Origin of the sequence: Alteromonas sp. CNT1-28, assembly GCF_022348345.1 — a bacterium.
Lineage (GTDB): Bacteria > Pseudomonadota > Gammaproteobacteria > Enterobacterales > Alteromonadaceae > Alteromonas > Alteromonas macleodii.
On the sequence record NZ_JAKREZ010000008.1, the window covers coordinates 1 to 13,268 of the forward strand.

The window sequence follows — 13,268 nt, forward strand, 5'->3', positions numbered from 1 at the left end:
TACCTATTTTGTTTTGATTAAAGATTCGACACCTTTATCAAAACGGGTAACTCTCATCTTTTCAAGAAGAAGTGTCAGATTAAGTCGAGACTAATTCAAGTAAACCCACATCAAACGCGTTCATTTGCCTAACGCTGCTCTCTCGATAATGCTGGCCCAACCTATTCTTAGTAAGCCCTTGTGTATTCGCGTCGTTAAGACCAATCATTGGGCGTGTAACCACACTTTCTTTCGGTAGCCACTCTGTTCCTTCGCCCAAATAGGTATTCACCAACCGAACAGGAATATTGTCCACATGAAAGCTTGGGCACATTGCTGATGAAAGGGGCACTAACCTTACGCCCACACTGTCACAGTCAAATAGCGTGGTGAGCATGTCAGACAGCAAATAAATATCGTCAATGGCAGCCTGCTTTCCGGCACTATTTCTTCCATCAGGTAAAAGCTTTGCGATTTCCTCTTTCAGTGATGTTAAAGAGAAAACACCGCGAATCCCCATTCCTAATGATTTAAAAACGTCGACATAATATTGCGTGACAAGTGGTACTTCAGGCCTTGTCCATAACGCAACGCTTATCCCTTTTTCAAAGATATCGCCCAACACCATCGCATCGGCGCTTGAACGCCAAGAGTCACTGTGTTCAAAGGAAGTAATGTGGTCTTGTAACGCCTGCATATTAGTGCTCCCAAGCAGGAAATGGGTCAGGCATTTCAGCCCAAACATGATGACCTTGAATAAGCTGTTCGTCTGTTAACAAGCAACTATCTAACCGCTCGATAATGTCGTTTTTATTAAGCCCTTGTCCAATGAACACCAGTTCTTGACGCATGTCACCGAAGGGCTCCATCCATTGTTCTTCAATCGCTTTAAGGTATTCAGGGTCTTCAGGCCACTGCTCTTTGGGTACGGCTTTCCAAAACAGCCCAGCGGCCCCATATCTCGCCATACCGCCAGCTTGGCTCCAGCTGCCAGCTAATTGAGGGCGTGTTGCCAGCCAGAAGAAGCCTTTTGAACGAATTAACTTACCTGCAATGTCTTTACTATGAATAAAATCATAAAACTTCTGCGGATCGAACGGACGTCGCGCTTCGTACGAAAAGCTGCTTATACCAAACTCTTCAGTCTCTGGTACGTGCTCGCCACGCATTTCTTTCAGCCAACCAGGCGACTGCTGAGCACGCTCGAAGCTAAACCGCCCTGTGTTCAGCACTTTGTCGAGGGGCACTTTTCCATGCTCGATAGGAACTTGAATAGCCTCGGTGTTGAGGGTTTGCAGAATACTTTTAAGCCGCGCCAACTCTTGTTCAGAGACTAAGTCGGTTTTGCTTATTAGCAATATATCAGCAAATTCCACTTGTTCGACCAACAAGTCTGCCACACTTCGCTCGTCTTCCTCCCCCAAGCTCTCACCCACTTCGTTGAGAAACTTAGCTTCGTCATAGTCTTTAAGAAAATTCAATGCATCGACAACGGTAACCATCGAATCGAGGCGTGATATTTCCGACAAGCTTTTACCGTCTTCATCGGCAAACGTAAAGGTCTCAGCTACAGGCAAAGGTTCCGAAATACCTGTAGACTCTATTACCAGATAATCGTATTTACCTTCATGCGCTAAACGCTCTATCTCTTCAAGCAAATCTTCTCGCAACGTGCAGCAAATACAGCCATTGCTCATTTCAACTAGCTTTTCTTCGGCTCGATTAAAGCTAACTTCATTTTTCACCGTAGCAGCATCGATATTGATTTCACTCATATCGTTAACAATGACGGCTACTCTTAATCCATCACGATTATTCAGAATATGGTTTAGAACCGTGGTCTTACCGGCGCCTAAAAAGCCCGAAAGTACGGTAACGGGAAGCTGAGTTTGAATTGACATAACGACTCGCTAAGTTTCACTTTAAATATCGAATTTAATAAATGTTATAACATAACAATTGAAATGAAAATAACGATATGATTAATTTATTGCAAAACGCTTGCGGTATTCCACCGGACTAAGCCCATACTCTTTACGGAATATCTTCCTAAATGCATTGACGTTTTGATAGCCCACGTTGAATGCAATATCAGCAATGCTACGCGTAGATACTTCAATTTGCTGACAAGCATGATGAAGTCTCAGCTTCTGCAGATAGTCGATGACTGACATACCTAACGCTTGCGTAAATCTTCGCTGTAAGGTTCGCTGACTAACGAAAGTGTGGCTGGCTAAATCGCTAAGAGAAATTGGCTGACTGTAATGATTTGCCAAGTAATTTTGCGCTTTAACAACGAGAGCATCGCCATGATCTTTTTTAGGTGAAAACTGGTGATAAAAGCCTTGCTCTCTGTAACCTGTATCCACCACCATCTCTTTAGAAAGATTCAAGGCAATGGTGGGTGAACTTAAGGTCGATATGATTTCAAACACAAGATCAATCCACGCCATTCTCCCGCCAGCTGTTATTACGCCCTCCCCGTTTACCACGATAGCCTTAGCATCTAGTTTTGCTGTGGGAAAGGCTGCCATGAAGTGATCGGCAATTTGCCAGTGTGTAGTACACACTTTGTTATCTAAAAAGCCCCCTTTGCCTAGAATAAATGCACCTACGCAAGCAGATGCGAGCAATGCACCTTGGGACTGCATGACTTCCATATAGTTAATGAGTGATGTGAAGTCATGCTCAAAAAATGTTTCACTCATGCTTGGCGGCAAGATGACGACATCAACTAGTGCATTTGAATTCAACTGTTCCGCTTTGTAAATACTCGCGCTAAATGCCACATCAGCGTTGATTTGCTCACACATCGTATTTGCTAACTCTAACATCTCAACGATGCCGTAAAGCGCAGATTGGCTTGCGGTTGGATAGTTTATTACTGCTATTTTTATTTCTTTCATCGTTTCATTGTCGTTCTGTGAACGCTGTCGCATTTGGCGCGCTTTTTGTCATTATCGTCACTCTCTATTACACGTGAAAATCTGCAAAATAGTCAATATCGAGTAAGCACAACTTAAACCGTGCTAGAGACTATTTCTTGGAAAAAGAGGGTAAGACCGTGGTTAAACAAGCACTTATTGTTATAGATATTCAAAACGATTACTTTCCTGAAGGGAAGTATCCTTTACACAAACCAGAGCTTGCGATGCAAGAAACACTTAAAGCGATGGCTATTGCAAAGGAAAAGAGCATTCCGATTATTCACATACAGCACCTTGTGCCTGTTGAGGCCGGAGAAGGGTTGTTTTTCTATGAAGGATCTCATGGCGCTGAAATTCATAAAGAGGTGATAGCCGCTGCCCCGGATGCGCCAATCATCACAAAGCAACACGCCGATTGTTTTGAGAACACCAATTTAGAAGAAACCTTACAGTCATTGGGCGTGGATGAAATTCTTCTTGCAGGTATGATGACGCACAACTGCGTAACTCACACAGCATTATCACCAGCTGCTGCCAAGTATTCCCCCAAAGTCATTGAACCTTGCACCTGCACGCGTGACGCCATTGGTCATCTATTGGCGCTGGATTCTATGCAAGTGCGTGGTATTGACATTGTATCGATAGAAACCGCATTCGCTTAGCTCCGACTTGTTTCGCTCATCACGTTGTTCGACTACTTGATGAGCGCTAACACTTCTCGGAATTTTGGATGTTGGCATGATTTTAAAAGGCCAAAAAGTGTCATCTCAAAACTGCTGATCCGTGCGCCCTGCTCACGCATATTTTGGATGGCGAGCACAGTATTGGAAGACTCTCTTGAAGAAATGCAGTCCTGTATTACTTCCACAGTGTGATTATTTTCCAATAAACCCGTTACCGTTTGATAAACGCATACGTGCGCTTCAATTCCCACAACCAGCCATCGACTTAATTCCATTTCACCAATGTACGCCAGTATTTCGGACGAGCACTGCTCAGTACCCAATACTGCGTTAAAAGTAAATTTCTTAAAATGAGGATCGCTTGCGACATGAGTTTCAATTTCAGGGACCGTTCTCCCCAAGCCATCAGGATTTTGCTCAAGTACAACTACGGGAATATTGAGCAATTTACAACACTGTATTAACTTCACCGTTTTGCAGATCATTGTCTGGCTATCATTGACTTTTCGAGCCAGCGCGCCCTGAACATCTACGATCAACAACCCTACCTTTTCTTCGTCTAAATGCATCATTCACACCGCTTGTATTTAAGTTGTGGCTTCACATTCGGCTCTTTTCGCTTTGTTTTACGGCATTAAATTGCTCTCGAAATCCTCACACAAACCGCAATACCAAGGAAATAATGACACCGGTTACGATAAGCTGAACTAAGCAAAAGCCCATAATGTCTTTGGCTTTCAGGCCGGCTATGGCAAGTACGGGTAGCGCCCAAAATGGCTGAATCAAATTGGTCCACGCATCACCCCACGCTACCGCCATGGCAACTCTATTTATTTCGGCTCCAAGTTCAGCGGCAGCAGGCAAGATTACTGGGGCTTGCACTGCCCACTGCCCTCCACCCGACGGCACAAAGATATTAACAATGCCTGCGCTAATAAAACTCCATACTGGCAGCGACTCTGCAGATGCAAAGCTAATCAGCCACTCTGACATGGTTTGGGCCAATCCTGATTGAACCATAACCGCCATGATCCCTGCATAAAATGGGAACTGTATAACAATACCACTACCGCCCTGAACGGCTTGCTGCAGGCTGTGCAGTACATTGCGGGGTGTACCGTGAAGGACAATAGCGAGAAAAAGAAATAGCGTATAAACGATATTGAGATTAAGCCCGCCCCCTGAAACAAAGTAATTAGTGAGATAAGCAAGCCCTGCAAAGCCTACGAGTAACCCAAGCACCTTGCTGTTTTCAAGTTTGTCGGCGGGCCGCTCGTTTATTGCCGAAGGCAAAGCGTCGTCTTTTAGCTTGGCGCTATCGACAATAATGCTTTCAGATTCAGGCGGTAACATTAAACGATTAACAAGAGGAATAATCACGAACATGATTGCCAATAACAGCAAATTAAACCCACTGAAAATAGTCTCTCCAGTGCCAACTACGCCAATTTGTGCTTCTGAAAAATGACCCGGCGTTGCAATAGTTAAGGGCACAGAGCCCGCTAAACCGCCATGCCATACAATAAAGCCTGAGTACGCGCTTGCCACCAATAACCGATAATCAACCGACACTTTTCTTGCTAAGGCTTTAGCAAACAACGCGCCCACAACAAGACCAAAGCCCCAGTTTATCCAGCTTGCGATAAGCGACACCAACGTGACCAGCACAATGGCGCTCCCAGGGCTTTTTGCTAAGCTCGCAAGCCTCTCAAGTAAAGCTTTTACTAATGGCGTGCATGCTAGCATAAACCCAGTGACTAGCACTAAGAGCATTTGCATTGAAAATGTGAGCAGCCCCCAAAATCCGTCACCCCACTGTTGAATAGTTGTAAGTGGAGACTGATTTTGAATGACCACTGCAAACGCAAACGTAATTAGGGTGAGTAATAAAACGAAAATGTAGGGGTCAGGAAGATATCGTTCGACGAGTTTGACGAAGGGTTTTGATGCTCGGTTTAGCATTAACGCTCTCACAACATGTTAAAAACTTGTTGCATATTAACGCGTTTATTTCCCCGTTGGCGAGGGTCTAATTAACTTTGTTGAGCCAGTGCTGTAATGTTGAAGTTACTTTATTGTGCTCTATGGGTTTGGTGAGGAAATCATCCATACCGGCTTTCATGCACATATCTTTGTCGCCCTGCATAGCATTCGCCGTCATCGCTATGATGGGTACACGTTTGTAAACTTCGCCGGCTGCACCATATCGAATAAGCTTGGTTGCTTCGAACCCGTCCATTTCCGGCATTTGGCAATCCATGACAATTGCGCTGTAATGCGCCTTTAGCTTGCTGCTTTTTAACAGTTCTAACGCTTCTACACCGTTGTTGGCAACGTCAACCACATACCCTTCGCTTTCTAGAACATTGGTGGCCACTATTTGATTAATGGCATTGTCTTCTACTAACAAGATTCGATAAGCATTATCATCAGAGGTGGACTTTGCGTTTTCTTCAGGTGATTGAACGTGCTGAGTGTTGCCTTCGATAATATGAACCGGATCATCCTCCCGTTTTTTAAAGCGTGGTTTAGCTTCATAGTCAGATGTATTTACTGATTCCTCTACAATTCGAATTAAATCTGAAGAGGTCAGTGGCTTAGGAAGACTCTCATCAACGTCTACTCCGCCATAGACAACAGAGCTCTCCATGTCGCTTAGCTGTGTCATTAATACCAAACGCGTATGTTTTGTTCTGGGGTTATTTAAAAGTATCTGGCCGAAGTGTTGTGAAAACTCCTCCTCTTCTGCTTTCTCCAGAAATACAACATCAATGGGTATTGCCGGTACCTCTTGCTCGCTGTCTTTCAAATATAAGCTAATCGCTTCCTCAATCGAAGATGCGGTCAGCGTAAGCAGTCCCCAAAGTTTCAGCTGGCTTTGCATGGCACGTCTTGTTGAAGCATTGTCGTCAATAATCAGGCAACACATGTCTTGTTTAGCAAGTTGAGGGCGCACAGCGTTGCGTTGCTCGGCGTAGCGAATTTCGCATGTCACATCAAAACGGCTGCCTTTGCCAAGCTCGGTGGTAACACTTATGTCTCCTCCTAACAATTGGCATAGCTTTTTGGTAATGCTCAACCCAAGCCCTGTTCCGCCATAGCGTCTAGTTGTAGAAGCGTCGACCTGTGTAAACGCATCGAACAAGTGAGGTAGTTTTGACGCGGGAATACCAATGCCCGTATCTGCCACCGCAATGTGCATAAGCGCAGTATTCTGATTGTTAGTAGGAAGCAATTCTGCCGTGACAGAGAGCTCTCCCTGCTCGGTAAATTTAACGGCGTTACTTAAAAGGTTTGTGAGGATTTGTTGAATTCGGCTGGGATCTGAGTTTATTTTCGACTCACTGACCTTTGACAAATCTACAACAACATCCAGCCCTTTTTCTTGCGCTAAATGCGCGACCGATTGAGCAATGCTCTCAATCAATTCCCTTACATCAAATTCGACGGACTCAATCTCGAGCTTATCCGCTTCTATTTTAGAGAAATCCAAAATATCATTAATCAGGGCCAGTAGAGAATTAGCGCTTGAGCTTGCGATGTTGACGCGCTGTGATTGCTCAGTAGTTAGGTTGCTTTTCTTAAGCAGACCCAGCATCCCTATCACGCCGTTCATTGGCGTTCTAATTTCATGGCTCATATTTGCAAGGAATTCAGACTTCAACTTGGTTGCTTCTTCGGCTTGTTCCAGCGCCTTTTTCAAATCGTTGGCCTGTGCTTTCAACGAAGCTGTTTTTTCTGAAACTTGTTGCTCTAGCGCCTGAACAAAGCGCTTCTGCTTGGTAATTTCTGTTTGCTGTAAGTGGGTTCTTAAATAAATGATCATCAGAACAATGCCGAGTAAAAACGCAATGTAAATGCTGTATGCCCACCATGTTTTCCAAGGAGCTGCTGCTACATGCAAATTAACCGACATGACTTCATTGCCCCATTCACCATTGGGCTTCATTGCTTTGACCAGCAATGTATAGGTGCCGCCATTTAGGTTAGTAAATGAAACGTTGTTGTGATTTCCGATATCAATCCACTGTTCATCGTACCCTTCTAATTTGTAGGAAAAATGCGAACGCTTGGGATCAGAGAAGTCTAGAAGAGCAAAGTCTAATGAGAAGAAATAGTCTTCGTAGGAAAGATTAATATCCGTAACGTAGGATAGTGGCTTATCAAGGCTTACTGCTTCGCCCATTTTGTTGAAGCCAGTTAGCACAATTTTAGAATCGACCAACTCAGACTGTCCTGGCACATACTCAAAGTATTCAATACCTCGCTGGCTACTGGTAAAGAACGTGTTGTTAGTGGCTCTAAGTAAACTGTTTGAATAGAAATTCTGACTTACAGCCCCGGCAGTGCTAGTGTAATTAATGGCACTTTCAGTAGCCGGATTAAAAAGAAAGATCCCTTTATTCGTGGTAAGCCAGAGCTGGCCCTCGTCGCCGTCTGCAATCGCTCTTACTAAGGTAGCGGGCAACCCTTTCTGCTCCCCAAACCACTCGAAGGATTTCGATTCAGGCTTATAAAGGTTCAACCCCCGTTGGGTTGCAATCCAAATTTGGCCGTTTTTGGTCTCATGAATATCTTCGACGATGCTGCCCAACAGACCTGCATTGTGATCTTTATTATATTCAATCTGAGTGAAAGTATTGTCCTGAATGGACCATAAATTTACGCCACTTCCAGTGCCAATCCACATATTTCCTTGAGAGTCATTTACAATGGCGTGAATCTCTGGGTGAGCTAAACCGTCAGTCGTTGAAAGATGCCTAAAGACGCCAGATTGCACGTTGTATATATAAACACCATGCTTGTAGGTACCTATCCATACATTATCTTCGTTATCTAACGCTAACGCTCTGAACTCTCTGAATTGGCGATACTTGCTGTCTTCTCTGGGATATTCTAAGCGACTTACATTTCCATTCTTTCTGTTAACACGTGCAATAAAGTTGTCTTGTGCCACCCAAATATTGCCGTCTTTATCGGGGACAATAATAGGTCGTTCTATAACTCCCCTATTTGAATATTCACTTTCTTCTTTAAATACCGAGTCAAATTCCTTTTGGAGTATTTGCTCTTTCACTTTCCATGTATAAATTTCAGCATTTGCTGTAGCAATCAATACATCGCCACTATTTTTGAAGGTATCTAGCTCAATGCCACTGGGTGAAACCAATGAGTCACTGTTGATCTGCTTGATTTTACGGCGAGGAGATAGTTTAAATATGCCGTGAACTTCACTGGTTACCCATTTTGTTTTAGTGTGGTCTTCATATATTATGCGAAGTCCGTTGTCATAGCCGAAGTCCATCTTCTCTACATAATTTCCCTCACCTGTATGTCTATAAAGACCCGTGGTGGTCACAAACCAAATGCACCCTTCGTGATCTTCAATCATTGAGTTCACTTGGCCTAATGCTTTGCCGTCTCGCGTAGTTTGTGCAAGGAACACGCCTGAACTTGGAAAGAAAAGAAAAGGGCCTTCCTGAGTCGCCACATAGAATTGGCTTGACGACGTACGCAGCAAGCTACGTATTTCATTGGCTCCTGTTGCAGTACGATTATCAGGGTCGGGAAAGAAGTGTTTGGCGGTGAGAGTTCTTTTGTCAAGCAAGTTCAAGCCAAAACTGGTGGCTACCCACAGGCTGTTGTCATTATTATCCATAATGTCCCAAATGCGATTATGAGACAGACTGTGGTCCTCATTGCTTTTCTTCTGAACCCTTTCGAATTCCCCATTTCCTAGAAAACGATTTAAACCTTGATCATACGAACCTAGCCAAATTTGGCCCGTTTTATCGTGGAAGAGTGATTGGATTCGGTTTGAAGATATGGAGCGAGGGTCGTCTGGATCATTCAAGTAACGAGAATAGCGACCTGTTGTTGGGTCGTACTTGTTAACTCCACCTCCCCACGTTCCAATCCATATATTGCCCTCTGCATCCAACATCAAATTGCCAGCGTCGTTGTGTGATAGCCCTTGGCTAGGATCGCTGTCAGACTCAAACAACGTAACTCTACGACCGTCGTAACGCATTACACCGTTTTCGGCAGTACCAAACCACAAAAAGCCTTGGCGATCTTGGATAATGGAATAAATCTCTGATGAGACGAAGCCATCTTCGGCAGTTAAAAGCTCAACCGAATACTCATTCATCAGCTTGTCTGCATTAGATGGATAAACACAGGGAATATAAAACAGGCAGAGAAGAGCTATTGCAAACAAGCGCACTGGTGCAAGTACAGGATTTGTTATGCTCGCAAAGAAGGCATTCTTCAAAGTGGAATCAAGACATTAAATTAAACTTTCTTAACCATAAAGCATCTATTGAACGCAATCTATTCTACAAAAGACGCATTTGTCACATAAAAAAGGGCCGAAAATGATATCGGCCCTTTTTCTCTTGGTTAATTATTTACCAACTACAGTGAATTCATGCTTTGCACGCTAACAGGCCCGAGCTGAGCCGCTTCAACTTCTGCTTTAATCTTCTCGGCATCTCCGATGATTATCCAGGTTAATTTCTCTGGGTGCAGCACTTCTTTCGCCGCGTTACTCAAATCGTCTAAAGACAAGCTGTTGTATTTCTCGACCAAAGACTCTGGGTAGCTATATTGTCTGTTAAATCTTTCACTCGACAGTAAGCTATACAATACCGCGTTAGCCGTCTCAAATTGACCTGGCAAAGAGCGAACTTCGTCTAACCGCGCCCTTTCAAGTTCATTCGCCATTGGCGGCTTTTCACCTAAGTAAGCGTTAAGCTCTTTCTTAAGCTCAAGCAGTGATGGACCTGTTTTATCGGTTTGCACCGGCGCATAAACCATAAACGGGCGCTGTCCCCTAGCATCTTGCAGGAAGGTGTACGCGCCATAAGACCAGCTTTTATCTTCACGCAGGTTCATATTAACGCGAGCAGTAAAAGCACCACCTAAGGTTAAATTCATGGCATTAATTGCAATATTGTTGTCAGCCCCTGTTGGTGGCGCTAAATGTGCAGCCAGAATAAGCGACTGTTGTGCACCAGGGCGGTCGATAATAATCGCTTGGCCTTGCTCAGGCATTGACGCTTCAGCAATTTGCTTCGCACCTTTGCTACCTTCTACCTTCCATTTGCCAAACTCTTTCTCAAGCATGGGTTTAATGGCACCTAACGTGGTGTCACCAACAACAAAAATTGTCGCATTGTCTGGGCGTAGCCACGTATTTTTAAAGTTAACAAGGTCATCTCGCGTAATCGCTTGTACGTCTTGTTCTGTTCCGGTACCGGTAAACGGAATACCGTACGCATGGCCTTCACCATAAATAAGAGGCGGAAGTAACGTAAGTGCAATACTTACAGGGCGCGTTTTTTGCTGTGCAATATTACTTAATATAAGCGCTCGTTGACGTTCAATCTCTTCCTCTTTGAACGTTGGTGATTTCAAGATATCCCCCATCAGCGCCAAAGAAGGCTCCATGTTCTCTGTTAACATTGACATGGTAACTGTGGTGGTATCTAGGTTTGAGCCGGCGTTTAAATCAGTACCCAACTGCTCAAGCTCTGCCGCAAGCTCCAGCGCGTCATATTTTCCCGCGCCTTCGTCAAGCATCTGTGTGGTGAAGCTCGCAAGTCCTAACTTGCCACCCGCATCAGCAGCGTAACCTGCGTCGAATTGCACCGCAACATTCACCAATGGAACCGTAGAGCGTTTTGCAAATACTACCTTTACACCGTTAGAAAGCGTAGTTTCTGTCACCTCAGGAAAGCTCAGTTGAGTCTCTGCATCGATTGAAGGCAAGCCAGAGCTGCGGTCAACGCCTTCGGTAGATGCTGTGTGCTCAATAAACGGAACAACCGTGATTTGATGCCACCCTTCTTTTAGCCATTTATTCGCAGCCGCTTTAACCCCTTTAGGAGTAGCCTGTCCTAACTCACTCAATTCAGTTTTGAAGTAGTTAGGGTCGCCAGCAATGAACTCACCACTAGCAAGCGTATCGGCTTTACCGCCAAAGCCCCCAACCTCTTCAAGCCCGCGAATAATTGAAGCACGTCGCTTAGTCGACACCAATTTAACTTCGTCTTTGCTTGGACCTTTACGCAAAAACTCGCCAATGACTTTATCTATTTCTTTTTCCACTGTCGCAACGTCAACGCCGTCTTTTACGTCAACCGTCACACCAAAAATAGACGCCATTTGTAGCTCGTAGTTAAACACCGAGGCATTGGTAGCAATTTGTTGGTCGTACACCAGTTCTTTGTAAAGGCGTGAGTTTTTACCATCGCCCATGACACTCGCGGCAATGAACAAATCGGTTGCGGTTGAAGAGGTATTTTCAGGTGAAACCCAAAGGCGGTAAATGCGCGATTGTGGCACCTTGTCTTGAATCACTTCTCGGGTATTTGCATTGCGCTTGGGTACCCATGCTTCCCATTTAGACAGTGCTGGGCCCGGCTCAATATCAGCGAAGTACTTGTTAACCAGAGGTTTGGCTTCTTCTGCGTTAATATCGCCGCTTAGCACCAGTATTGCGTTATTCGGTCCGTAATATTGGTTAAACCAGCCTTTAACGTCGTCTAACGATGCGGAGTTAAGATCTTCCATCGAGCCAATCACCGTATGATGGTAAGGATGCCCTATGGGAAATAAGCCTTCAAAAATATGCGTGAATACGCTTCCGTAAGGCTGGTCTTCGCCCTGACGTTTTTCATTTTGTACAACGCCACGCTGTTCGTCTAATTTCTCTTGTGTCACCGCACCTAACAAGTGCCCCATGCGATCAGATTCCATCCAGAGAATACGATCTAGTGCAGGTGTCGGAACGGTTTGGAAATAGTTAGTACGGTCAAAGTTTGTGGTACCGTTTAATCCTGTTGCCCCAGCTTCTTGTAACGGCCCAAACCATTCATCGTCATAGTTCTCCGTGCCGTTAAACATTAAGTGTTCAAATAGGTGCGCAAACCCTGATTTGCCGTTTGGTTCGTCTTTTGAACCCACCTTATACCAAACCGCAACGGCAACCACTGGGGCCTTGCGGTCTTCATGAACAATTACCGTTAACCCATTATCGGTAGTGAACTTTTCGTAGTCGATATTGATATCGTTTTTAGCAAACGCTGAGCCAACCAGCGTACTACTTACTGCCAGCACACCTACACTTACTTTTAAGCGCTTGGTGAGATGCTTAAGTACAGTCATTTCGTCATCCTTAATCTTATTATCTGTGCTGAACACCAAAATGTGCCAGGCACCACAAAACGGCTTTACGCCGATACTAAACATAAATCAATTTGGTAGTTTATAAAGAGTTACGATGCAGAAAACTGTAACGGATTGTAAAAGAGAGGATAAACGACGAACGAAGAAAAATTGATAGGGGAAAAGTAAGGAAGAAAGTCGCAATTATATTGCGACTAGCCGTGCCCAAAGCGCTTTAACTTGTTTAGCGTCTTCACTTTCTAATTCGTTGTTGGCGAATGCGCTATTAAGGCTTTCGAGCATTTTATCATTAAGCATCGCAACCGTAGCATCTTCTTGCATTTCTAACTGGCGAGCCTCTACTGCAAAGTGACCTTGCAAGTAGCTGGCTATAAACAATTCGTCATCACTACCGTGATTTACCACGTCATCAAGCGATGCCTCAATATCTGCGATGGCGTTAACGACACTTTCTGGTGCTGCAGCAGGTGGTAACACGTCTTACTCC

9 protein-coding genes are annotated in these 13,268 nt (G+C 44.5%); 1 reads left to right on the plus strand and 8 read right to left on the minus strand.

Features of this window, described 5'->3' with window-relative positions; all coding sequences use genetic code 11:
• Nucleotides 1-79: 79 nt before the first annotated feature.
• The 3 genes from MHN02_RS07610 to MHN02_RS07620 all read right to left on the minus strand — a co-directional run bounded on the left by MHN02_RS07610 (nt 80) and on the right by MHN02_RS07620 (nt 2,918).
• Entirely contained in the window at nt 80-676 is a 597-nt protein-coding gene (locus MHN02_RS07610; RefSeq protein WP_239245358.1) for a DUF1826 domain-containing protein, read from the minus strand.
• 1 nt (nt 677) lies between these two features.
• On the minus strand, nt 678-1,880 hold the full coding sequence (gene zigA, locus MHN02_RS07615) for a zinc metallochaperone GTPase ZigA (protein ID WP_171337665.1): 1,203 nt from the start codon (nt 1,878-1,880) through the stop codon (nt 678-680).
• A gap of 81 nt (nt 1,881-1,961) precedes the next feature.
• Nucleotides 1,962-2,918, minus strand: a complete 957-nt coding sequence (locus MHN02_RS07620) for a helix-turn-helix domain-containing protein (protein WP_239245360.1) — start codon at nt 2,916-2,918, stop codon at nt 1,962-1,964.
• Between the two features lie 125 nt (nt 2,919-3,043).
• On the opposite strand from MHN02_RS07620, the gene MHN02_RS07625 reads away from it, so the two are divergent.
• Nucleotides 3,044-3,568: a cysteine hydrolase family protein gene (locus MHN02_RS07625; RefSeq protein WP_061486098.1), complete on the plus strand. Its 525-nt coding sequence runs from the start codon at nt 3,044-3,046 to the stop codon at nt 3,566-3,568.
• A 32-nt stretch (nt 3,569-3,600) separates the two neighbouring features.
• On the opposite strand, the gene MHN02_RS07630 is transcribed toward MHN02_RS07625, so the two are convergent.
• The 5 genes from MHN02_RS07630 to MHN02_RS07650 all read right to left on the minus strand — a co-directional run bounded on the left by MHN02_RS07630 (nt 3,601) and on the right by MHN02_RS07650 (nt 13,258).
• Nucleotides 3,601-4,161, minus strand: coding sequence for an isochorismatase family protein (locus MHN02_RS07630; protein WP_239245362.1), 561 nt, complete (start codon nt 4,159-4,161; stop codon nt 3,601-3,603).
• 82 nt (nt 4,162-4,243) lie between these two features.
• Nucleotides 4,244-5,551, minus strand: coding sequence for a short-chain fatty acid transporter (locus MHN02_RS07635; protein ID WP_239245364.1), 1,308 nt, complete (start codon nt 5,549-5,551; stop codon nt 4,244-4,246).
• A gap of 67 nt (nt 5,552-5,618) precedes the next feature.
• Nucleotides 5,619-9,740 carry a hybrid sensor histidine kinase/response regulator gene (locus MHN02_RS07640; RefSeq protein ID WP_239245366.1) on the minus strand — a complete coding sequence of 1,374 codons (4,122 nt, stop codon included), beginning with the start codon at nt 9,738-9,740 and terminating at the stop codon, nt 5,619-5,621.
• Nucleotides 9,741-10,006: 266 nt separating this feature from the next.
• Nucleotides 10,007-12,760, minus strand: coding sequence for a pitrilysin family protein (locus MHN02_RS07645; RefSeq protein WP_239245368.1), 2,754 nt, complete (start codon nt 12,758-12,760; stop codon nt 10,007-10,009).
• Between the two features lie 204 nt (nt 12,761-12,964).
• Complete coding sequence (locus tag MHN02_RS07650; RefSeq protein WP_014949976.1) at nt 12,965-13,258, minus strand: YfcL family protein; 294 nt, start codon at nt 13,256-13,258, stop codon at nt 12,965-12,967.
• Nucleotides 13,259-13,268 lie beyond the last annotated feature (10 nt).

What these genes read in the sequence shown, in the direction of transcription:
- MHN02_RS07610 (WP_239245358.1), bottom strand. Translation starts at nt 676, where the DNA reads ATGCAGGCGTTACAAGACCACATTACTTCCTTTGAACACAGTGACTCT.
- zigA (WP_171337665.1), bottom strand. Translation starts at nt 1,880, where the DNA reads ATGTCAATTCAAACTCAGCTTCCCGTTACCGTACTTTCGGGCTTTTTA.
- MHN02_RS07620 (WP_239245360.1), bottom strand. Translation starts at nt 2,918, where the DNA reads ATGCGACAGCGTTCACAGAACGACAATGAAACGATGAAAGAAATAAAA.
- MHN02_RS07630 (WP_239245362.1), bottom strand. Translation starts at nt 4,161, where the DNA reads ATGATGCATTTAGACGAAGAAAAGGTAGGGTTGTTGATCGTAGATGTT.
- MHN02_RS07635 (WP_239245364.1), bottom strand. Translation starts at nt 5,551, where the DNA reads ATGCTAAACCGAGCATCAAAACCCTTCGTCAAACTCGTCGAACGATAT.
- MHN02_RS07640 (WP_239245366.1), bottom strand. Translation starts at nt 9,740, where the DNA reads ATGAATGAGTATTCGGTTGAGCTTTTAACTGCCGAAGATGGCTTCGTC.
- MHN02_RS07645 (WP_239245368.1), bottom strand. Translation starts at nt 12,760, where the DNA reads ATGACTGTACTTAAGCATCTCACCAAGCGCTTAAAAGTAAGTGTAGGT.